The sequence below is a fragment of the Paenibacillus faecalis genome (genome assembly GCF_900289175.1).
GTDB classification, from domain to species: domain Bacteria; phylum Bacillota; class Bacilli; order Paenibacillales; family Paenibacillaceae; genus Paenibacillus_AQ; species Paenibacillus_AQ faecalis.
Genome location: NZ_LT985747.1, coordinates 2,491,404 through 2,514,909, shown reverse-complemented (window position 1 = coordinate 2,514,909; position 23,506 = coordinate 2,491,404). Strand labels below are relative to the sequence as shown.

The 23,506-nt window shown below is 42.9% G+C and carries 18 protein-coding genes and 1 pseudogene; 14 read left to right on the top strand and 5 right to left on the bottom strand.

Going from position 1 to position 23,506, the window contains the following annotated elements; all coding sequences use genetic code 11:
• Positions 1-18 precede the first annotated feature (18 nt).
• From C8268_RS11980 to C8268_RS23540, 3 genes are all read left to right on the top strand, one after another.
• The gene (locus C8268_RS11980) at positions 19-1,467 is read left to right on the top strand and encodes a condensation domain-containing protein (RefSeq protein ID WP_158702731.1); all 1,449 of its coding nucleotides are present in this window, start codon (positions 19-21) and stop codon (positions 1,465-1,467) included.
• Between the two features lie 54 nt (positions 1,468-1,521).
• Complete coding sequence (locus C8268_RS11975; RefSeq protein ID WP_158702730.1) at positions 1,522-4,599, top strand: cyclic peptide export ABC transporter; 3,078 nt, start codon at positions 1,522-1,524, stop codon at positions 4,597-4,599.
• Positions 4,600-4,802: 203 nt separating this feature from the next.
• The gene (locus C8268_RS23540; RefSeq protein ID WP_106767868.1) at positions 4,803-4,976 is read left to right on the top strand and encodes a stalk domain-containing protein; all 174 of its coding nucleotides are present in this window, start codon (positions 4,803-4,805) and stop codon (positions 4,974-4,976) included.
• A 94-nt stretch (positions 4,977-5,070) separates the two neighbouring features.
• On the opposite strand, the gene C8268_RS11965 is transcribed toward C8268_RS23540, so the two are convergent.
• On the bottom strand, positions 5,071-6,510 hold the full coding sequence (locus C8268_RS11965; RefSeq protein ID WP_106767867.1) for an Msr family ABC-F type ribosomal protection protein: 1,440 nt from the start codon (positions 6,508-6,510) through the stop codon (positions 5,071-5,073).
• Positions 6,511-7,480: 970 nt separating this feature from the next.
• Between C8268_RS11965 and C8268_RS11955 the strand changes: the two are divergent.
• Positions 7,481-7,582: pseudogene (locus tag C8268_RS11955) on the top strand (LacI family DNA-binding transcriptional regulator); the annotation flags it as partial.
• A gap of 239 nt (positions 7,583-7,821) precedes the next feature.
• On the opposite strand, the gene C8268_RS11950 reads toward C8268_RS11955, so the two are convergent.
• Positions 7,822-8,604: a carbonic anhydrase gene (locus C8268_RS11950; RefSeq protein ID WP_106767865.1), complete on the bottom strand. Its 783-nt coding sequence runs from the start codon at positions 8,602-8,604 to the stop codon at positions 7,822-7,824.
• A 223-nt stretch (positions 8,605-8,827) separates the two neighbouring features.
• Positions 8,828-9,505 carry a helix-turn-helix transcriptional regulator gene (locus C8268_RS11945; RefSeq protein WP_106767864.1) on the bottom strand — a complete coding sequence of 226 codons (678 nt, stop codon included), beginning with the start codon at positions 9,503-9,505 and terminating at the stop codon, positions 8,828-8,830.
• Between the two features lie 362 nt (positions 9,506-9,867).
• On the opposite strand from C8268_RS11945, the gene C8268_RS11940 reads away from it, so the two are divergent.
• The 8 genes from C8268_RS11940 to C8268_RS11905 all read left to right on the top strand — a co-directional run bounded on the left by C8268_RS11940 (position 9,868) and on the right by C8268_RS11905 (position 18,783).
• Positions 9,868-10,914, top strand: a complete 1,047-nt coding sequence (locus C8268_RS11940; RefSeq protein WP_106767863.1) for a PTS sugar transporter subunit IIC — start codon at positions 9,868-9,870, stop codon at positions 10,912-10,914.
• Positions 10,915-10,938: 24 nt separating this feature from the next.
• A complete protein-coding gene (gene sdaAB, locus C8268_RS11935; RefSeq protein WP_106767862.1) occupies positions 10,939-11,646 on the top strand; it encodes an L-serine ammonia-lyase, iron-sulfur-dependent subunit beta in 708 nt (235 codons plus the stop codon).
• Positions 11,631-12,503: an L-serine ammonia-lyase, iron-sulfur-dependent, subunit alpha gene (gene sdaAA / locus C8268_RS11930; protein ID WP_106767861.1), complete on the top strand. Its 873-nt coding sequence runs from the start codon at positions 11,631-11,633 to the stop codon at positions 12,501-12,503. Before sdaAB ends, sdaAA begins: the two co-directional genes overlap by 16 nt.
• 332 nt (positions 12,504-12,835) lie before the next feature.
• Complete coding sequence (locus tag C8268_RS11925) at positions 12,836-13,519, top strand: response regulator transcription factor (protein WP_106767860.1); 684 nt, start codon at positions 12,836-12,838, stop codon at positions 13,517-13,519.
• Positions 13,520-13,544: 25 nt separating this feature from the next.
• Positions 13,545-14,780 (top strand): HAMP domain-containing sensor histidine kinase, encoded by a 1,236-nt coding sequence (locus C8268_RS11920; RefSeq protein WP_158702729.1) that lies wholly within the window; start codon positions 13,545-13,547, stop codon positions 14,778-14,780.
• Positions 14,781-14,868: 88 nt separating this feature from the next.
• Positions 14,869-15,552, top strand: coding sequence for an ABC transporter ATP-binding protein (locus tag C8268_RS11915; protein ID WP_106767858.1), 684 nt, complete (start codon positions 14,869-14,871; stop codon positions 15,550-15,552).
• Positions 15,549-17,972: an ABC transporter permease gene (locus C8268_RS11910; protein ID WP_106767857.1), complete on the top strand. Its 2,424-nt coding sequence runs from the start codon at positions 15,549-15,551 to the stop codon at positions 17,970-17,972. The genes C8268_RS11915 and C8268_RS11910 overlap by 4 nt, the downstream gene beginning before the upstream one ends.
• Positions 17,973-18,174: 202 nt before the next feature.
• On the top strand, positions 18,175-18,783 hold the full coding sequence (locus C8268_RS11905; RefSeq protein ID WP_234032777.1) for a hypothetical protein: 609 nt from the start codon (positions 18,175-18,177) through the stop codon (positions 18,781-18,783).
• A 104-nt stretch (positions 18,784-18,887) separates the two neighbouring features.
• Here the strand turns inward: C8268_RS11905 and C8268_RS11900 are convergent, their stop codons facing one another.
• Both C8268_RS11900 and C8268_RS11895 read right to left on the bottom strand, forming a co-directional pair.
• Positions 18,888-19,913, bottom strand: coding sequence for an N-acetylglucosamine kinase (locus C8268_RS11900; RefSeq protein WP_234032775.1), 1,026 nt, complete (start codon positions 19,911-19,913; stop codon positions 18,888-18,890).
• Positions 19,910-21,211 carry a 6-phospho-beta-glucosidase gene (locus tag C8268_RS11895; protein ID WP_106767856.1) on the bottom strand — a complete coding sequence of 434 codons (1,302 nt, stop codon included), beginning with the start codon at positions 21,209-21,211 and terminating at the stop codon, positions 19,910-19,912. Before C8268_RS11895 ends, C8268_RS11900 begins: the two co-directional genes overlap by 4 nt.
• Positions 21,212-21,500: 289 nt before the next feature.
• Here C8268_RS11895 and C8268_RS11890 point away from each other — a divergent pair, with 289 nt between their 5' ends.
• Both C8268_RS11890 and murQ read left to right on the top strand, forming a co-directional pair.
• A complete protein-coding gene (locus tag C8268_RS11890; RefSeq protein WP_106767855.1) occupies positions 21,501-22,364 on the top strand; it encodes a MurR/RpiR family transcriptional regulator in 864 nt (287 codons plus the stop codon).
• Between the two features lie 222 nt (positions 22,365-22,586).
• Positions 22,587-23,495, top strand: a complete 909-nt coding sequence (gene murQ / locus C8268_RS11885; protein ID WP_106767854.1) for an N-acetylmuramic acid 6-phosphate etherase — start codon at positions 22,587-22,589, stop codon at positions 23,493-23,495.
• Positions 23,496-23,506: the final 11 nt, after the last annotated feature.

Sequence of the window (23,506 nt, the reverse complement as noted above, 5' to 3'; positions counted from 1 at the left end):
ATGTGGGGGAGAAACAAAATGAGCGATGAGACACTAAAAGTAAGGTTGGAACAACTATCTCCTGTGAAAAGAAAAATCTTATTGAGACAATTATTAGAAAAGAAAAGAACAACGGAATTAAACAATTCAGAGGACAGAATTGCAAAAAAGGAGAAGAGTTTAAAAAATGAAATCTCATTCGCGCAAGAAAGTATTTGGCTGCTTCAAGAAATCTTAAGTGAAGCGAATGTCACCACAATTTGTAACTCCTTTATTTGTTATGAATTATTGGAAGAGAATCTAGTTCGCAAGACCTTAGAAATCATGATCGATCGACATACTATGTTACGTACTGTCTTTGAATGGGGCGATGGGTACGTTAACAACCTTATAAAAGAGAACATCGGCTACCATTTTGACTACACGGATATTCGGGGTCTGTCATCGGAAGATAAATATAGTAAGGCTAAAGAAATCATAGACAGTGAGTTCAAAATACCTTTTGATTTGGCAAATGGGCCTTTATGGAAAATAAAAATAATTCAAATAGAAGACTTTGAGTTTGTGCTCAGCTTGTTCATGCACCATCTTATTTCAGACGGATGGTCTTATGAGATCTTTTTAAGAGAATTTATTCAAGTATACAATGCTCTCAAGACGGGCAACGATATGTCACTGCCAGCATTGGAGTTGGATTATGAAGATTATGCATACTGGGACCGAAATCAGAACTGGATACAAAACCAGGAAAAATTAACAAAATACTGGAATAGCTATTTAGAAAATAGCCCGTATGTCCTTCAACTTCAAACGGATAAGCCTTACCCTGCAAAACGGCGCTTTCATGGTGATTTTGCGCCAATCAAGATGGATGAGCTGTTGTCTGAAAAAGTAAGAACAAGAGCGGCAGAAATGAATGTGACCGTGTATTCTTTTCTGTTGGCTGTCTGGGCGATACTCCTTTATAAATATACAAACCAAAAAGATATATTGATTGCTACGCCTGTCTCAAACAGAGTGCAATGGGAACTTGATCATGTGATTGGTTGTTTTGTAGATATCCTGCCTATCCGCACCACGCTGTCAGATGATATGACTTTTGCCGAGCTGGTAGAACAGATATCAACGGATGTATATAATGTCATCGCTCATAAAATTCCTTTCAGCGAGTTGATTGATTCCCTGAACATTCCTTCGGATACACCAAGATCGCCACTGTGTCAGGTCATGTTTGTGTTCCATAAGGAATTAACATCAGTTCAGATGATGCAGCAACTACTTTATCCGTTTCATCACCATAATAAGGTATCAGAATTTGATTTAGCGTTAGAGCTTTACGATGATGAGATCATCGGAGGAGGCATTGAATTTAATAGTGATATTTTCTATAAAGATTCAGTGGTAAGAATGTCAATACATTTTTGCAATTTGGTAGCCAGCATTGTCGATAATCCAAAACAATTTTGCAGAGAAATTTATTATACCTAATCCAGTAGGGTTGCAGAGGTAGAGTCCCACTGGATGAAAAACAGGGAGAGATTTATGAGACATGCTATAGCTTTGATTTTAGTTTTTATCGTGACTTTTGGTAATACACCTCCCCTTTACGCAGATAACGGCAGTGTTATGAGCGAATCTGTATTGGAATTTGCTAAGGAAAGTCTGCAAAAAAACAATATCCCTGGAGCTTATGTTGCGGTTATTAGCGAAGATCAGGATGTACTTGGAGAAGGCTATGGCTATGCCGACCTTTCAAAAGAAGCCAAAGTTGACGAAAACACATTATTTGAAATAGGTTCAAATTCTAAAGCATTTACAGCGCTAGCTATTCTCGCACTGGAACAAGAAGGAAAGTTAAAGCTTGATGCTAAAGTGTCTCAGTACATTCCTTGGTTCTATGCTATGTATGAAGGAAAAAAAGAATCGTTAACCATCAAACAGTTGTTGCATCATACGACCGGGATACCTTTTCATACGATTGATCAAATACCAGTGGACAACAGTCCGGATGCGTTGGAACGAACAGTGCGTCATTTTGTAGGGGTTGAATTGGATCACCAGCCAGGGGAGCAGTTCCAATATAGTACAATCAATTATGATATTCTCGGACTTATTATTGAGGAAGTATCGGGAACCTCGTATGAAGCATACATGAAGGACCATATTTTTCAACCGCTTGGATTACATAACACGCAATTCTACAGCCACCTACAGAACGATAGTCAGGTTGCGAAGAGCTATAAAAGAGGATTCTTTCAGCCTATAGAATATACATCTCCGCAATATAGAGGCAATGCTCCGGCAGGATATATTATTTCGAACGGCCGTGATATGGGTAGATGGCTTAAGATTCAGCTTGGACTGGCGGAAGATATACCAGAAACATTCAAGGAATTGATTCAAAAATCCCATGAGGCTGATCGCACTGTCGGGCCAGCTTTAAACGGTTCTTCGTATGCTTTTGGTTGGAATGTTTACCAAGCAGAACTAGGGGAGTTAGCTCACTCAGGAGAGAATCCAACCTTTTCTTCCTATGTAGGATTATTACCGGGCGATCAATCCGGTGTTGTCATATTAGCTAACATAAATTCGGCTGCTATAAGCAATACAGGGGAAAATATGCTTAACTTAATAAGGGGGAAGGAGATAACAAGCAACGCTTCTGATCTTTATACAAGAGTTGATTTCGTTGCATCTTTAAGCATTTTCATCTTAGGATTATTATGCTTATATTTGACGTATCAAGTGTTATCTCTCATTTTCGAATTGATTCGCCACCAACGAAGCTATAAGCGCGTCACCACATCAACATTCGTTGGAATTGTATCCCTTATTTCATTTTCCATTGTTTTATCGATTGGCTTGTATCTGTTGCCGAATGTTCTTTTTAACGGAATGTCGTGGCCATTTGTTTTGGTTTGGGGACCGGTTACGATACTCATTGCTGTTTTCATTGCTTTAGCATCCATTTGGATATATACGTTGATGTTCATTTTGTCTTTATTATTTCCCAAAAAGGGCGATAATGCAATATTTTCCATGATCCTCATCAGTTTATTAAGCGGGTTTGGAAATGCTTTCATTATTTTTGTCGTAAACATATCCCTTTCCAGAGATTATTTCTCGCTTGGTCTCGTCGTTTATTTTGCTATCGGATTAATACTGTATGTGGTTGGACAGAAGTTTCTGCGAACGAGATTAATTCGGTTCACAAATGATACTTTATTTGTTAAAAAGAAAGAAATCACACATACGATTCTGAATTCGACTTACCAGAAAATTGAGAACTTTGGAAAAGAAAAAATCTACCCGGTTTTGAATAATGATACAGAAACGATTAGCGGTTCTATTAATATTGTAATCGGAGGATTAACGAGTTTCGTTACATTGATTTGTTGCTTTATATATCTGGGGTTCATCAATTTTTATGGCTTGCTGATCTCATTGGCGGTTATTATCATGACCGCGGGTTTATATTACTTTTTTGCTCGTCATGCACATCGGGTCTGGGAGCAGACCCGGGATATCCAGAACAAATTTTTCAAAATAATTGATCAACTTCTGGAAGGTTTTAAGGAGCTAAGTCTTCATCATAAAAAACGGGGCGATTTTCAAAAAGGGGCCGTAGATATTTACGATTCCTATCGAGTGAAACGATCGCAAGGAGATATTGCCTTCGCTAACGTCTTTGTCATCGGTGAATTGTTGTTCACTTTAGTTATAGGATGTGCAATCTTTATATTTCCGGTGCTGTTTCCTGATCTCAATAATGGGAGCATTAGTAATTATGTTTTCGTTTTTCTATACATGACCGGCCCGGTAAACGGATTATTGAATGCAGTTCCGGAATTTACCCGGATCCGGATCAGTCTGAATAGAATTAATGAATTGTTGCAAGGTTTGAGAAATTTAAAAGTCGATGTACCGTGTGGTGAGCAAATAAAGCGGGAAGTGAAAGAAATACAATTATCAAACATTTCTTACCAATATAATTATGAAGACGGTTTTCAATTTGGGGTTGGACCCTTAAGTTATACTTTCCGTGCCGGAGAAACAACATTTATTACTGGTGGAAATGGCAGCGGTAAGTCAACCTTGGGTAAGCTGCTTACCGGACTTTACGAACCTCATGAAGGTCAAATCCTGATTAATGGCGAAGCCGTAAACTCTAATGTTCTAGGAGAATATTACTCGGCCATATTTACGGATTTTTACCTTTTCGATCATTTGTATGGAATCGATACATATGGCAGGGAAGCTGAGATTCGGAAGTATTTGGAGATGATGCAGCTGCAAGATAAAGTAGAAATTACAGAGGATGGCCGCGTGAGCAATACGAATTTATCCACAGGACAAAGGAAGAGGTTAGCCTTATTGAATGTTTATTTGGATAACCGCCCGATTTGTTTTTTTGACGAATGGGCTGCCGATCAAGATCCTGAATTCCGGCACTTCTTCTACAATCGCCTATTGCCTGATATGAAAGCTAATGGAAAGTGTATCATCGCGATTACTCATGATGATGCTTATTTCGGCACAGCAGATAACATTATCAAATTAGAGCTGGGTAAGATTGTACAGGAAAACCCTGCTCTTGAATACGGGTTTGCCAAAATGTAATGGATGTAAAGAAGGGGTTGTCCAGAAAGTCAGTGAAAGCTGACTTCTGAACGCCCCGTTTTTGTTGAGTGTTAAAAATGTGCAAAAAAAACCGTATTTTCCTGTAAAATGAAAGTTACCACGGTTTCTTTTCCAGATGAACAACCATTTATCGACAGTAAAGGATTTACCCAAGTGCCTGTCCGAATGATTGCGGAGAAGTTTTGAAATCTGGATCTAATATCGCTATGGTTGGTTCGAAACAAGTGGTGATGGATACCAGCATGCGCATTGTGAACGGTCGCGCTTTCGTTCCTGTTCGATTTGTATCTGCCGCACAGTTCCCAATCGATGCACAACAATTCCGGAAAGCCGGTTTCAAAGAGCAACGTACTTGAAAATGAACTAAAAAATTGCTCTATATGATACTGGGGTGTCTTTGAGGTTTGCGACCTAAAGACACCCCATTTGTTTGTTATAGCATGTTCGAAGTCACTCTAAATTCAGTTTATTATCAACAATGTGATACTTCACATCTGCTGTATGGTTAATGAAAGCCTGGTCGTGGGATACAAAAATGATCGTTCCTTCATAAGCAACGATAAACCGCTCTAATGCCTCAATAGCTTGGATATCGAGAAAATTGGTCGGTTCGTCCAGTAGTAAAATGTTATACTGTCCCAAAAACAGTTGACAAAGCTGTAGGCGAATCACTTCTCCGCCACTTAACGACTTCACGTTTTTCATGAGATCAGTACCTTCAAACAGCATCGAATGCAGTACGCTTCGCAAGAAGCCGTCGTCATATTCCGATCGGCTTTTCAAAAACTGAAATACCGTTTCATCGCTTGGAAATTGATAGCTCATTTGTTGGAAATAGCCCATCTTTGCTTTCGGTGAAATAATCAAACCTGAACCACCATTCATGATATGGTGTAGTAGTGTGCTTTTACCGCTGCCATTGGGGCCTGTGATTGCAATGTTTTTACCTAACGGTATCTGGAAGCTTACTTCATCCAGCAATATCTTGTTTTCAACTTGAAGAGTCATCCGGTCAGCCATGATCGGAAATTTATTATGCAGTTCCAATGCTTTCGACTGGCGGAACACGATGTTCTTTTCTTTGGGCACGGCTTCAACTTCCTGAAGTTTTTCCATTCGCTGTTCGATCGCTTTTGCTGCACGATGTATTGCTTTTTGGCTTGTTGCTTTAGACTTGGTCTCAAACATTCGATTCGCTTTTGCCTTCGATTCTTCCGCTTGAGCGATTTTCTCAGCTTTCTTCATTTTTTGCTGAGCTGCTTTTTCAAGTCGGCTCTTTTCTTTTTTAAATTGCTCATGCGCCATATCCTGCTGTTCACGCTCTAGCTGTTTCTGTGCCATGTATTCGCTGTAATTGCCTGAATAAACACTTATCTTGCCTTCATGTATTTCCCATATCGTTGTAACAAGCTCATCCAGTACGGCGCGGTCATGACTGATTAATATAAGCGCACCGTAATAATACCGTAGTTCATCAAGTAGAAACGATATCCCTTCTTGATCAAGATGGGTTGTCGGCTCATCGATTAAAAGCGCTTCGTGATAATGGGTGAACATTTGTGCAAGCTTCAGCCTTGTCTGCTCTCCGCCGCTGAACTGCTCCGAATGCTGTGGGACAGCCAATTTACTGAGTAAAATCGCATCGGCGTCTGCTGCTGCAGGTGCCTCTATTTGTTCAAAATAACCGTGCTCGACGTAATGTTTTACCAATCCACTTGTCGGTTGAATTTTACCAGCAAGCAATTTAAGCAGTGTGCTTTTTCCTGAGCCATTTTTTCCGACGATTCCGATACGATCCCATTGATTTACCGCCAAACGTTCAACTTTTAAAATCTCTTTATCTAGATATGTCACTTCGACATTTTCCAACTCAAAACATATTTGTTCCATTTCGCTACCTCCCGAAATTTTTGAATCATTTCGTACCGATAGCTAGTGATATCGATACGAGCTTTTATTTCAAGCCCGTATCAATAGAAAAGCAGCATCATCATGATTAAATACCTCTCGATCATCGTTAAAAATAAAAAATCACAGACAGGTCTGTCCGTGATTCAGAGTAAGGGGAAAGCTACACACAAAAAAAAGAAAGGTCAACCGCTCTGCCTTTCTTCCGGGTACATTATTGTATTCCAATTGAAGAATATTAAAAAAGGACAGACTGATCCCGTTACTCTGCATACTAAACAGAGTCTTTGAACGTATTAAATTATCGGTTCAAAGTGACGGAAACGAAGTCTCATCGCATGTGTCATAGTTAACAATCATCCTTTTATCTAATATTACAAATATATTATAATGTTTCTTTTACTTGAGGTCAAAAACAAATAATCTTGATTCACGGAGCTTTTCATGTTGGGGTGCCTTGAAGGTTGATTCAACGTCTCGCATCAGATAATAATTGGATATATTCATGATATGAATGTGATCAAGTAGAAAAAGGGGAGAGTATAGTTGCCTTGGTCAATGGTTCATACTGCGATTGCCATAAGATTTTCCGGTTATAACCCTTCTAGTCATTTGTTGTTAGGCAGCATTTCGCCGGATGCGATACATATGAGAGGCTCAGTCACCAGGGAAGAGAAGGGTGTTACTCATTTTGTAAGGGAAGGCAAGCTTCCGACGATTGAGGTTATGGAAAACAAGTGTTTAAAGTATTTGAGATTGAATGAGGATAGAGAATGGAAGGATTTTATCCTAGGTTATTTCGCACATATTTATGCGGATTTAAGGTGGACGGATACAGTTTATGCAGAGTTTGAAAGGAACTACACAGGGGAGCCAAAAATGGGATCTTTCAGATGTGAAATATTCCAAATTCGCAAATTACATTATGTAAAAAAAGAAGGTGAAGGTACATATGGCGAACATTACCGAAATTGCGAAACGCTCAGGATTGTCTGTATCGACTGTATCCAGAGTGATAAACAATCATCCGTATGTATCTGAAGAGAAACGGGCTTAAGAGATGCCAGGGTTGATTTTGGATTGGCATTATGGGGCTGTAAAAATCATGAAAATATACCTACAAAATATAAATTTGAAAAGCCGCAAGATATTCTGGTGCTGCGTTCACAACATATTGAGGCGGCTTCCCTGGAATAGTTTAAATCAAAGCAAGATAAAGTCCCACCCTTTAGGCAGCCATTCCATTAGCCGGGGCGGGACTTTTCTATGTGCCTTTTAGTGCTAGGTTGTATTTTAATGCGTTTTTAGAGTCCCTTTGTACAGAAGCCGATCATTTAAAGGCTGAACCGGCCGGCTATTGTTAGGGAATATATCTTTAAATGCATCAATCTGTGTACGTGTAAGCTTTACGGGCTTATCGAATACATACCATGTAACTCCTTCTGTACAAGGCGGCGTTGTTAAAGATCCGTCATATGTGATAAATTTGCTTTTCTTATGGAAAAGCGAGTTAAGGGTGATTTTCTCGTCAGTTGTAACAGGCTCTTCTTGAGAAGCGGGCAAATTGTTAAAAATAAGGTCCAGGCTCTTGTTGGCCGAGCCTTCTTTTATAAACATACCGATGACTGCTAGATTTCCTTGTTCGTTTTGATGCACAAGATGAATCTCCATCTCCAAAAGTTTCCCATTATATGTATGCTCGCTTGGCGTATGGAAATGGAACTGCAACAGATTGTACTTCTCTCCATCGATGAGCGCATAGTTGCCTTCCGGTACATCGACCTGGATCGTATGCCCGTTGTTTACGATTGTCGGAACAAATGCTTCGTAATGAAATGTCATTTTCGAGTCTGTCTTCTTGCCTTGATTCATGAGCGGAACAGGTGATTGATTGAGACCAGTGGAGCACTTCGCATATTCAGGTGACAGATCGCCCCAATGCTCAGGTCCAGTTGCACCTTCATAACTCCATTCTGTTTTGCTTGAATCGGCTGCCATATAAGGGGTCCCAACAGTCAGGACAGATAGTGCAGCAGCAATCAGCAATGCTTTTCCCAATACCAACTTCAACTTCATAATAAAACCCTCCTTTTACATTTCTTTCTATATCATAAGTATACTAAAAAAACGAAACTGGTGATATATGAATAAAGGACTTAAATTTGTAAATTAAAACAATGAAAATAGTGCTTTGGTATCGTTAAGGGATCAGTAAATGTGAAAGGACCATGGAAGTGGTAAAAGGGGAAGAACCCGGTTGGATACCGGGTTCTGATCCATGCATAAGACAGGGGGTGTTTTAACGCGCCTCTTTTTTCTCGGATTTAGAAGTATGATTGCGCAAATGCAAATAAACCGTATGTTTCGTTATTTTCAACGCATTTGCTACGATGGTAACGGCATCTCTCATGTTAAATACTCCGCGATCTTGCAATAGGCCGATAATATGTTTGTTTCGATTCGCATACGAGATATCAGGGGAAGAATCAACGGTTTCGATCGTTCGCTCGATGGTCTCAAGAATCATATCTTCGACAGATGAGGCAAAATGCTCCTGCTGTTCACGTGCTTCGAGATCCGGTTGGGGCAAGAAGGTTTTCATAAATCCGGAAAACGAATCGTCCAAATTCATATTAATGCACAGCAATCCGATAATCTTCCCGGATTCACCACGTATCGCTATCGTGCTTGATTTCATAAGGCGGTTATTTTTGCTTTTGGTAAAATAACTAATCGCTTGTTTGGAGTTGGAACGTTTTATTTCATTCAGCATCTGCAAGGCCAAATTTGTAATCGGCGCTCCCAACTCTCTGCCTGTATGATGTCCGTTCGCAATTTTGATGACAGAATGCTGATAATCTTCCAGGCTATGGAGCACAATTTCACTAGCATCTCCCAAATAATCGGCCAAACCTTCCACGATGGAATCATAGGATTGCAATATCGCCCGATCACGTTCCGTAAACGCTGTATTCAACGCAATCCCTCCTTTTCTCTTAATTAATTCATTGATGTTATCTATAATATTTGATTCGATCAACTAAAGTTGATTAAATTAACTATTACTAATAGTTTAGTCCTAATAACGTAGATTATCAAACAGTAAATTCGTACAAACGAGCGATACCTAAGCTATTTTTGGGCAAAAACGGTTAAATTCCAATAATTTTGACGTATTTAAAACGGAAATCGCTTTCAAAAAATGATTGTATATTGCTATTTTACTTGATATAATCAAATTGAGTTAACTCAATCAAATATTTTTGATTAGTTTAATGTTTTTTGATTTCAAATGAAAGCGATTAACGATTGAAAAACCTCTACAAGGAGGAGTGCTAAATGGACATTTTAGTTGGCACTTTACTGCTCTTATTGACCTTATCTCTGTTTTCTCTCTTCAGTTTCAAAGCGCCGAATGGTATGAAAGCGATGGGCGCTTTGGCCAATGCGGCTGTTGCCAGCTTCTTGGTTGAAGCCTTTCAAAGTTATGTTGGCGGTGACTTGTTCGGCTTCGAACTTGCGAAGGAAGTTGGACTTGCTTCCGGCAGTATGGGTGGGGTGGCCGCCGCCGCGCTAGTATCGCTCGCCATGGGTGTATCTCCAGTCTATGCGATGCTGCTTGGTGTAGCCTGTGCAGGTACCGGCTTGCTACCCGGATTTATCGCCGGCTACCTTGTTTCGTTCTTGGTCAAGCTGATTGAGAAAAAGGTGCCGGAAGGACTGGACTTGATCGTCTGCATCATTGTGGCTGCACCGTTAGTCCGCTTTGTGGCTAATATAGCAACACCGATCGTTGATGCGACACTGCTGAATATTGGCGGAATCATTACAACAGCTGCCAATAACAGTCCTGTCTTAATGGGGATCGTGCTTGGAGGTGTCATTACCGTCGTTGCGACAGCACCGCTCAGTTCCATGGCGCTTACCGCTATGCTGGGGTTGACCGGGTTACCGATGGCCATTGGTGCGCTTTCGGTTTTCGGCTCCTCGTTCATGAACTTTGTTTTCTTCCACCGGATGAAGTTTGGGGACCGAAGAACAACAATTGCTGTTGCAATTGAGCCATTGACACAAGCGGATATTATTTCCGCTAACCCGATACCGGTTTATATGACCAATTTCTTGGGCGGAGCCATGGCCGGAGTCGTCGTTGCCTTATTCAATCTTACCAATAACGCTACCGGTACCGCGACACCGATCGCCGGATTTATGGTCATGTACGGTTTCAATGACCCTATGACCGTAACGATCGCCGCCGCCTTATGTGCACTTTGTGGCATTCTGGCTGGTTTCATCGGCTCGCTCATCTTCAAAAAATATAAAATCCGCACTGCTGCGGAAATCCGAGGAACCGCACCTGTTGCTGCCGGCGAAGCCGCTGCTTAATTATAAGTAAGGGGGGACGATCTCGTGCAATTTAAATCTGTTTTTGACATCATCGGACCGATTATGATCGGTCCGTCCAGTTCTCACACAGCGGGAGCAAACCGTATCGGGCGCGTGGCGCGCCAGCTGTTTGGACGCTTGCCTGACACCGTTAATGTCATTCTGTGTGGTTCATTTGCAAAAACGTATAAGGGACATGGTACTGACTTGGCGATCATCAGCGGTATCCTTGATTTCGATACGGCGGACGAGCGGATTCCGAACGTCCTGAACATTGCGGAAGAGATGGGACTGAAGGTGACGTTTGTGCAATCCGATGAAGATGTTAAACATCCAAACACGGTACGCCTCTTCTTGCGCGACGAGCAAGGTGCGTTGGAAGTTGTCGGCGTATCGATCGGCGGGGGGAGCATTGAAATTCACGAAGTAAATCAATTCAGACCAAAGCCGCCCGGTACGAAGCCATCTGTGCTCGTTCTGCATGAGGATAAGCATGGTGCAATAGCGAATGTTACGTCGCTGCTGGCGGAACGTCAAATCAATATCGGATATATGGAAGTGTCACGCTCAGGCAAAGGGCAATCCGCTTTAATGGCAATAGAGGTCGACGATCCTATCGACGATGAGCTGATTCGTCACTTATACGGGCTTCCATATATTACGGAAATATGGCAAGTGAATCATTATCAACAAACGAACCAAGAGGAGGCGAAGACATGTTCCATAGTGTAGCCGAGTTGATTCAGCTTGCGGAAGAGCGGAAAATGAAAATTTCCCGTTTAATGATCGAAAGAGAGATGGCACTGAAGCAAAAAACGGAAACTGAAATTATGCAGATGATGGATGCTAACTTGACCGTTATGGAGCAAGCGCTTGAGAAAGGGCTTAAAGGCGTGGTTTCCCGCTCGGGCTTAACCGGAGGCGATGCCGTTCTGCTGCAGCAATATATCGCCAGCGGAAATTCTCTGGCGGGTCCGTTAATACTCGATGCGGTCAGCAAGGCGGTCGCCACGAACGAGGTGAATGCGGCGATGGGCATTATATGTGCCACGCCGACAGCAGGCTCGGCAGGAGTGGTACCTGGAGCGTTGTTCGCCGTAAAGGAGAAGCTGAATCCGACGCGGGAGCAGATGCTGGAGTTTCTGTTTACGGCTGGCGCATTCGGCTTTGTTATCGCCAACAACGCCTTCATTTCAGGTGCTGCGGGCGGCTGTCAGGCGGAAGTTGGTTCCGCCACGGGGATGGCTGCGGCAGCCATTGTAGAAATGGCGGGCGGTACGCCGCGGCAATCGGCGGAAGCGATGTCGATCGCGCTGAAAAATATGCTCGGACTGGTATGCGATCCGGTGGCCGGTCTGGTGGAAGTTCCTTGTGTGAAGCGAAACGGTATTGGAACAGCCACAGCGATCGTCGCCGCTGATATGGCGTTAGCCGGCATCAAGAGCCGCATTCCGAGCGATGAAGTTATCAAGGCGATGTATGAAGTTGGTCTTGCCATGCCAAGTTCTTTACGCGAAACAGCGGAAGGCGGGCTGGCGGCAACACCGACCGGACGCAAATTAGAGCAAGAGGTGCTCGGTGACGGGTAATAGTGAGATGAGGGCTTGTGAGCAGCGCATTCATGTATGAATCGCAGCTTGCAGGCCTTCATCTCTTTTGTCGATGAATTTTGAACTTCCCCACCGAATGTTTAATATTCACTTTAATCACAAAATTTTCTTGGCCCTGAACATGCAGTTCATATAGAATTGATGTATAGGGATTTCGTTTAACAAAGGGAGCTGTAATATATATGGTTTATGGAATCATGATGTTGTATGCCATTATGGCCCTTCTAGCGAAGACTGTTCTGCTTATTATGATCCGGCTTTCGAAAACTGCAGAGTCATAAACGTTTCTGGTGAAGAATGGAGCTGCATAGATGAGAAAAATATTGTTGGTAGAAGATGACTTGAGCTTAATTGAAGGATTGAAGTTTGCCTTGTCCAAGCATGGGTTTGACGTAACGGTATCACGAACTTTGCAGGAAGCGAAGAAATGCTTTGATCAAGATGAGTATCATATGATATTGCTAGATTTAATGCTTCCCGACGGGAGTGGTTTTGAACTGTGCAGAGCCGTCAGACAGACTTCAAACGTTCCGATTATATTCCTCACGGCTTCCGATGAAGAGGCGAATGTGGTGATGGGGCTGGATTTGGGCGGGGATGATTATATGACCAAGCCCTTGAAATTAAATGAGCTTGTATCACGAATGAATGCGGCATGGAGGCGCTCGGGTGTTGCCAAAGAACAAGCTGCAGAGTTAAGTGCCAACGGGATTACGGTGAAGCTTCTGGAAGGCCGCGTGCTGAAAAATGGAATAGATTTGGAGCTAACAGCAGCCGAATACAGGCTGCTGTGTATGTTTATGCAAAATCCGAAAATCGTCTTATCCAAGGAGCAAATCATGCAAAAGCTGTGGGATGGGCGCGAAAGCTTTATTGATGATAATACGCTTGCCGTTTATATCAGCCGACTGCGCGACAAGATTGAAGATCATCCGAAGCAGCCATCTTTTTTAATCACGATCAGAGGGATGGGATATAAATGGAATATAGAATAAAGGAATTAGGCTAATGGGCTTATTCATGAACAAAGAAGCAAAAGTTTTTTTGATTCGCCTGTCGTTCGTCTTGCTGGCTGCTATGTTATTGACGCAAGCCAGCGTTTATATGAATTCGGTCCGGATGAAACAAGAGATGCTTGAGCATGATTATGAACTTGCGGGATATTTGATCGGCAGCTATCCACAGCTGGCTAAAGAGCTTCCCGCGGTATTTACATCGGCTAAATCGAATAGCGAGCTAGAGGCGGGTAAAGAACTGCTTGAAACAGCCGGGTACAAGAGCGATCTTCGGAGGCAAATGTTGCCTGCTGTAAATTCGTTGTATCAAAAGAACGCGATGATCCACTCTATTATTTCGGGTGTCATCATCGTTTTTATCTTCCTGATTACTATAAAATTTATGAAATCTCATTTCACCAAAATAGATCAATATCAGCAGAAGGTATATCAAATCATGAACGGAGATATTGAAATCAGATTGGATGACCAGGAAGAAGGAAGTTTGGGGAGATTAGCTTCTTCCATTAACACGATGACCTCTTCCCTTCATACACATATTAAAAAGGAGAAGCATAACCGGTTATTTCTCAAGGAAACGTTAACCAATGTGTCCCATCAGCTTAAAACTCCGTTGTCGGCAATGGTCATGTATAACGAGATTATGCAGGACGAGCCTATAGATAATGAAGTGATTGCGAACTTTCTAAGAAAAAGCGAGCGCGAGCTTGAACGAATGCAAACCTTGATCACCAATCTGTTAAAGCTGGCAAAATTGGATGCCGGCATTATTCAGCTGCACAAAATGAACTGCATCTTGAATGATGTGGTTAAGCAGGCCGTTGAAAGCTTTGAAACAAGAGTAACTCATGAACGGAAAGCTATTGAAATCACTGCGGATGAAACAATATCCTATCCGTGCGACAAAGAATGGCTGCTTGAGGCTGTCAGCAATTTGATCAAAAACGCGATAGAGCATACTTCGGCAGGGAGTACGATCCAGGTTCATCTTGAAAGAACGCCATTGATTGTGAAAATATCGGTTCGCGATGACGGGGAGGGGATTCACCCAGCCGATCTTCATTATATTTTCAAGCCTTTTTATCGCAGCCGATTTTCTCAGAACAAACAAGGTACTGGGATCGGATTAAGTCTGGCCAAAACGGTTGTTGAATTGCATGGAGGCTTCATTGCTGTCGAAAGCTTGCACGGGAAGGGTGCCGTTTTTCATGTGAATTTTCCTTGTCTTACAAAGTTGTAAGTTGGAATACATAACAGAGTAAGGTCTGGGAGTTATTCTTGGTTTGTACTTACACGAACCTTTAGAATAATGAAACCGGGGTGGAAAGATGGATATATTAAAAGCAATCAATCTAACAAAAATTTATGGAGAGGCAGAAACGAAGGTTGAAGCGGTCAAGAATGCTTCCTTCACGGTTTCCAAAGGTGAATTCATATCGATTGTTGGGCCATCAGGCTCGGGGAAGAGCACTTTGCTCAATCTGCTCGGTGCTTTGGATCATCCCACATCGGGAAAGGTGTATATCGATGGCCGGGATATTGTTACGATGAGAGAGAAAGAGCTTTCCGTATTTCGCAGGCGCAATATCGGGTTTGTGTTTCAGGCGTTTAATCTTGTTCCCGAATTGAATGTAGAGGAAAATATGATGCTTCCGCTACTGCTTGACTATAAAAAGCCTGACCGGGTTTATATGAACGAGCTGCTGGATATATTGGGACTTCGGGAGCGAAAGCATTATTTGCCTAATCAGCTGTCAGGAGGACAACAGCAGCGCGTAGCGATTGGACGGGCTCTTGCTACTAAACCAGCTCTTATTTTAGCGGATGAGCCAACAGGCAACCTGGACACTAAAAACAGCAGAGATGTTATCGATTTGCTGAAGCTGTCTGTTGAACGGTACAATCAGACGCTTATTATGATTACACATAATCCTAACTTTGCTTCTGTTGCGGACAGGGTGCTGAATGTGGAGGACGGCGTTGTTATGGAATTGGGAGGAACGGCGCAATGAAGAGCTATTTAGCGCTGGTCTCCAAGTATTTGACGACAAATAAGAAGAAAACAAGATTGGTTATTGCAAGCGTCGCCATCTCAGTTGCGCTTGTGACCGGTATTTTCTCAATGCTGGACATTTTCATGAAATCCGAGAAGATTAAGGTTATCGATGAATATGGAAACTATCATATGATGCTGATAAATCCAACTGACACGGAAATGAAAGCGATCAGCAGTCGCATTGATGTTCAAAATTTCGGAAGATGGATCGATCTGGGGAAGGGAACGACGAAGAACGGTATCGTATATGAATTTGGAGCTATTGACGAAGAGTTTGCGGACGATATAAATGTTCAAGTGGTTGAGGGCAGGTTTCCGCAGGAACCCAATGAGATTATACTTGAGCAATGGGCGGCAGAAGATATCTATCTGAACGCAAAAGTGAATGATACGGTCAAGCTCTCCCTTCCGGGTGGTGCTGAGCAAGAATGGGTAGTTAGTGGCCTTGCTAATGATTTAAGCCATGGAAAGGCAAAAGGTTCCCCGGTGGTGATGATGTCCATCGACCGTGCGTTGGCGGAGAAGAATGATTCATCCTACTATGCCTTCGTTGTGCAGTTTAAAGATCGGGTTAATATCAATAAAGCCAAACAGGACATTGTGAGCGATTTGAACATCGCCGACGACAGAATCAGCCTCAATACCCGCCTGCTTGCTGTGATCGGGCAGGGCATCAGCAGCCAAGCCCAGGGAACATATGCCACGGGGGCCATACTGTTTGGCATCGTACTCGTTGCGGGCGTAATTATGATTTACAACACGTTCAATATTTCGGTTATGGAAAGGGTCAAGCGGTTCGGGCTCTTACGATGCATTGGCGCTTCGCAGGCACAGGTCAAAAAGCTGGTCAGACGCGAGGGGCTGGCGATTACGCTGCGAGCCATTCCTATCGGAGTGCTGGCAGGCATTTTAATTACATTTGTTAGTTCTGCTATGGTGAAGTTTTCTAATGAAAAGCTGTTTGGACATTTACCCCTATTCTCGTTTAGCTGGATCGGAATAGGCGCGGGGATCGTCGTCGGTTTCCTGACGGTGTATATCGCTTCTTTTATACCGGCGCGCAAAGCGGCGAAGGTGTCGCCCGTAAATGCGGTTACGGGCAGCAATGAATTGAAGCTTGGCAAACGCAAAAAGCTCGGTCTGCTCACCAAACTGTTTCGTGCAGAATATGCTATGGGCATCAATAACGCGCTATTGAAAAAGAAAACACTTATGTTGATGGCAGCCTCGATTGCCGTAAGCATCATTCTATTTTTGGGCTTCCAGGTATTTATTGATGTCATGCACACTGGCTTGAAAACAACAAAGCCGTACACGCCGGACATTTCCCTTATATCGGAAGAGCAGGGGATGGACCAGGAACTGTATTCAGAACTGGCAGACGTGAACGGAGTCGACAAAGTGTACGGAAGGATGTTCGGCTATGCCGACGCTGCCTTCGATGCGGCAAGACTGGACGACAGCTACAAAGAAAAACATCAAATCGAGGTCAAGGACAACGGTTTGTTTGTACCGCCCGAAAGCTCCTGGCTTATCTCTTACGATGAGCACCAGCTGAAGTGGGCTAAAGAGGATTTGATTGACGGCGAGCTGTCCGAAGATGCATTGAACACAAATGATGGAGTCATAGCCGTCGCCATGCACTATGTTAAAGGCAAGCAGACGAAAACGGCTCAATTGCAAGTCGGTGACAAGATACATGTTTCAACAGCGGAAGGACCGCGAACGTTAACGGTAATGGGTATGCTGCGCGACGTGCCATTCAGCAACCCGAAGCCAAGTTTGACTACTTTCATTACGACAGAGCAGCTGTTCACCGAATTGGTTGGCCCAACCCATTATAAATCGATCGACATCCAATTGGCGGGCGGCAATCAGGAGCAGGCTGTCAATGAAATGAAAGGTATGATTAACCCGGATCATATCACCTTCCTTGATCAGCGGCAGCAAAATGCCGAGCTCGACCAAACCTTTTTCACCATGGCGGTTTTCGTATATGGATTTGTGGCGATCATCGCTTTGATCAGCATATTGAATATTATAAATACGATGAGCACCAGTGTTGTCTCAAAGACCAAGTATCTTGGCGTGATGCGGGCTGTCGGCATGGAAAGCAGGCAGCTGAACAGGATGGTGCTAATCGAGGCAAGCACCTATAGCCTGACCGGATGCCTCATCGGCATTACGCTTGGTCTGGTGCTGCAGTACTTACTGATTACGCAATTGTTGTCAACGTACTATATTATATGGGAGTTTCCGTTCGAACAGATTATTTTGATTGTTGTCCTCATTTTGCTTGTAACGCTTCTATCTGTCATCAGTCCTTTGAAGCGTGTGAAAAAGCAGGGGATTTCTGAAGTGATTAATTCGCTATAGATGATAGATGCTTTACAAAGTTTGACCCAGTTTAAGGCGAGCCTTAGGCTGGGTTTTTCATTTTTCGAAGATGCAGACTTCGGAAAGATCAAGAAATCAGACTTTAGTCTAGCTCTCATACTCTTCTAAGGACGGTTTTGGAAGTGATGGATTCTGAATACAATGAATGATATAGCATTTAAACAAGTTGGAGGATTTGAAAATGACTCATCAAAATAATATTTATGTTCTGTTAACGGATACGGGAACTAGATTCACGAGATTGATAAAGCGGTACACCCTGGCGCCGTATAATCATGCTTCGCTGGCTCTGGACAACGGTCTGAAGGAGGTTTACAGCTTTGGACGCAAATGTGCGACCAACCCTTGGTTCGCAGGGTTCGTGCAGGAAGATGTTTATGAAGGGGTATACCGTCATTTTCCGGCAACTCGATGCGTGGTGCTCAGACTAAATGTATCCGGGAAGCAGCGGGCAGAACTTAAACAATTACTCCAACATTACAAAAGAAATAAAGAGTGTTATAAATATAACCTCTTGGGGCTGCTTTTTCTCACGATGAAAATCAGCTTTGCACCTCAAAACGCTTATTTTTGTTCACAGTTTGTTGCAGAAGTATTAAGAAGGATAGATGTGAACCTATGGGACAAACCTTCAGCTTTGGTAACCCCGAATGATTTTCTTATTCACCCGATGTTCGAAATCATTTATGAAGGGCTGTTGTATGATTATCCGCTGCTCGGATCGTTCGCAGTTGAGAAGGATTGTGGGGGAGAGGATGAAGATTTAGAGAGAAGGGCTATACCCTGCTGATAGTTTATCGATTATATAAAATAAAGGCGGCTTCGTAAGGGGGGACCCGGGAAGTCGCCTTTTGGTTTAGAAATCGTGCTAATATTTGTTAGATGAATGATGCCTTAGACGCGTGAAGTGGCCTGTTCATAAATGTTTCGTACAGATTGAATAATCTTGCTGCGGGTTTCAGGGCCGACCGGATATCCATAGGCCAGCTCCAAAGCCCATAGTACAGCACCGGTAGCAGGCGGGACTTGCAAAAGAATAAAGTTGCAGTCATGCTCTGTTAATGACTCGACATAAGTTTTGTATTTTTCCAGCAGTAGAGGGCTTTCTGCCTTCACCCAAACAGAGCCAGCTAGAACGACATCCACTTCAGCATCGAAATCAAGATTGTGCATACAACCTGCAGTCGAATGAGCTAGCTGTTTGGCGGTATGCTCAATGATATCAATTGCAGCCTGATCTCCACTGTCTGCTGCTGCGAACATAATTTGCATCAACTTCGTATTCGGCAGGGTTCGCTTTAAGGAACCTTCCAGTGCATATTCAATAAAATGCTCCTTGCTAGGGATTTGAAGCAGCTCCATGACAGGTTCTGTCATGGATGTCTCAGGGCCCATACGATAAAAGGCGTCATAAATGGTGCGAAGCACCTTTCTTGCTAGAAAGAACCCCCCGGCTTCATCGCCTGACAATTCGCTGCCGACACCTCCGACCTGAAGACGACGACCGGTTGGCGAAATGCCGCCTGTTACTGTCCCCGATCCGTTGATGGAGCATATTCCAAACCCTTTTTCACTACCCGCCTTAATTCCAAGAAAAGAGTCATTGTCCATGGCGTAATGAGTAAAACCGATCTGTTCGATGACTTTATTCAACTGATGTTTCTGGGAGGGGACATCTGCTCCCGCCAGTCCAAAAGCGCCGGCTGCAATATGCTCCATCGATAATTGATTTCGATTCAATAGCTTTTGGATATTCTCATTCATAATCCGAAGCGAACTGGAGTAGCCGTCAGGAAACCGTTCGTGGCTGCAAGTTCCGGTGTTTATATGATCGATAAAATTTCCATCCAGATCAACCAAAAAGTAGTCAGTTTTACTGTTGCCGCCGTCTACGCCGATAATATAATTTTTGTCCATCATGGCATCTTTTCTTTCGTATAAAACTGCGGAAGGTATTCCTTGTGAGCTTCTTTCAGCTCTTGAAAACATTGTTTAGCAACGTCATAGTCTCCGACAAGCGGGTTCATGAGTAGTGCGCGCATGGCGGCATCCTCACTGCCGTACACCGCAGCATGTACCGTTTCGCGTTCGTAAGCTTTGACCATTCTCATGTAATCGATAATATGCTCGTTATTGAAACCAGGCACCGGGATCGGTTTTGCGCCATCTTTACCAATGACTGCACAAACTTCAATGGCATCCGTATCTTTCATGAAATCCAAGGCACCATTGTTCAGCAAGTTGACGACATGAACCTCCTGCTTATCGTTATAGATGGCATCAACTAAACTGATCGCTACTTCGGAGTAATTTGCCCCTCCACGGGAAGAGAGAAGCTCCGGCTTGCTGTGTAATTCAGAGTCCGAATAAATGTTCAGCAGCTCTTCCTCAATCTGTATGCACTTCTCGCCCCTTGTCATTTCACTTTCTTTGAGCAGTTTCAATTTCTTCTCCTTGAAATAGTAATATTCCAGGTAAGAAGAAGGGATAGCTCCCACCATCTGAACAAGCTCTTTACTGAATCCGCTGGATGGTATGTTCTTCATCGCTTCGCTGTTCAGCCCCATATCCAACGCCGATTTCAAGTAATCGGTTCCGTCCTGCTCTATCGCTGTAATCCAGCCTAGATGATTTAGTCCGACATAGGTGAATTTCGGGTGATCCAGCTTTAAAGTTTCGCGGATGCTCTTGAACATGTTAAACGGAACATTGCAGAGGCCCAGCATTTTTACTTCGGAGTGATTGAGCAGGGCTTCGGTTAAGATGCCTGCCGGGTTGGAAAAATTGATAAGCCAAGCATCGGGACAAAGCTCTTTCATCCGTTCAGCGATATGCAGCATGACAGGGATCGTCCGCATCGCCTTGAAAAATCCGCCGATCCCGCATGTTTCCTGGCCGATAAGGTTGTATTTCAGCGGTATGCTCTCATCGAGCACTCTGGCCGGGAGTTTCCCGACCCGGATTTGCGCAAGGACAAAGTCAGCATGGAGCAGCGCTTCATCCAGATTTTGCGTCATGATGACCCGGCATGACATATTCTCTGCTTGAATCATACGTTTGCAAAGCTTTCCTACCGTTTCCAGCTTCCTTGTGTCGATATCCATAAGTACAAGTTCTTCAATCGGTAATGCATCTTTTCGCTTGATCATACCTTCTATCAATTCTGGCGTGTATGTACTACCAGAACCGATAATTGCAATTTTTAATTTTTGACTCATTGACCGATCCCGCCCTTCGAGCATTGTTTAAACGGTTCGTGATATGCTCATATTTGCTGCTATTATAACATTGCGTGTGAAAGCGCTGCAATATAAAATATAATAATATTTCAAAATGATATTTTTATTACGAAAAAAAATTTCGGAAATGGGATTGTAATTTTATCATGATGCTTATATATTGATCTTGTATTTTGTTTTCATTGAGCTTATGATGATATTGATTTTTCATTTGTAAACGGGTAAAATTTCAAGTTTCATAGAATAATAGAATAAGTAGGGAACCCATATGTCAATTAACGATAATATTTTGATCAAAATTCGGGATATGAAAGACAGCTTGACGCCTGTGGAGAAAATGCTTGCAGAATATATACTGGAAAACTTCGAGGAAATCCCTCATCTTTCGATTAAAAGTCTCGCACAATTAACGAAAACAAGCGATGCATCCGTACTTCGATTTTGTAAAACGTTGGGGTATACCGGGTATCGCAGCTTCATCGTCAGCATCTCGGCATCGATCGGTTCGATGGATGAAGAGCAGAAGCATCAATATACCGATATTCAGCCCGGTGATGATCTGAACACGATCATTTCGAATATTTCGCGGAACAACATTAAATCTATCGAAGATACGATGAGTGTCATTAATAAAGACGCAATAGACCGTGCGGTAAAAGTACTTCGAGAATGCAAGCGTATTGTGTTTTTCGGTATTGGCGCTTCCGGTTTGGTTTGTGTTGATGCTGAACAGAAATTCACCCGAATTAATAAAATGTGCCATGCTTACACGGATGGGCATAGTCAGCTTACCGCTGCAACGCTGCTTGAAAAGACCGATGTCGCGATTTTTATATCCAATTCCGGAGATACTGTAGATATTCTGGATTCGCTTGAAATCGCCAAGAAGACGGGTGCTTGCATTATTGCCATTACGAAGTATAACAAGAGTGATTTAGCCCAGAAGGCTGACATAGTATTGAGTATCTCAACGCCTGAATTAACGATACGAAGCGGTGCTATGGGATCGCGGATTGCTATGCTTACGGTAATCGATATTTTATTTGCCGGTGTGGCAAGCGCCGAATACAGAAATGTTAAGAAATATTTGACGAAGACCCATAATATAATTTTAAGCAAGCATCGTAAATAAAGTGGAAAATAATCGTAAAATTTTATTTCGTCATGAAAAACGCTTTTCGTCCGGAAGCCGGATCGTAAAGGCGTTTTTTCTTGTGTGTGGATTAAAATTAAAAACCAATGTTATATTTTATTATAAAATTTTATTTCAAAAAACTGTTGACCTGAATGAAATTTATCGATAAGATGCAATTAAGAAATGCAGAAATTTAAATAACTGGATAGGGGGATGGCCATGGATGATTATCTGGCGGGTTTGACCACAGAAGAGATCAATGAGAAGACCCTGATGATTGATGAATGTACAACCGAACAAATGCTACGTCTAATGAATGAACAGGATTCCAAGGTTCCGGACGCCGTGGCGGCAGAAATACCGCAAATTATGAAAGCGGTTGATATTTTACACCAGGTGCTTAAGAATGGCGGAAGGATGTTTTACATAGGGGCTGGAACATCCGGAAGACTAGGTGTACTTGATGCTTCGGAATGTCCCCCTACTTTTGGTACTGACCCTCTGCTTGTGCAGGGACATATCGCTGGTGGCGATATCGCTCTGAGACTGGCAGTTGAAGGTTATGAAGATAATGCAGAGGAGGGGATCGCACTTATTGAACGATGCGGCGTAACGGACAGGGATGCAGTTATTGGAATTACAGCCAGTGGTAGTGCGCAGTTTGTTATTGCTGGATTAAAGAAAGCAAGAGAGATTGGCGCCGTAACCATCGGACTTGTAAACAACAAGAACTCAAAGATCGAGCCCGTATGTGATGTATGCATTGCTCCAGTCGTTGGACCTGAAGTTATTATGGGCTCCACCCGATTGAAAGCGGGTACAGCACAGAAGCTGGTTCTCAATATGCTGTCAACCTGTACGATGGTAAAGCTTGGCAAGACCTATAACAATCTGATGGTTGATCTAAAGGCAAGCAATATCAAATTGTACGACCGCTCTATCCGAATCATAAAGGCAGCTACGGGGGTAGACGACAAGACAGCTATTTCTTATTTGGAAAGCGCTTCCATGAGCAGTAAACTGGCTATTATGATGATTAAAAGCGGCCTGGATGCAGAAAAAGCAGAGAAAGCGCTGAACGAAAGTGACGGCAGTCTGAAAAAAGCATTTGCACAATTACAAAAGTGATGTGAAAAAGG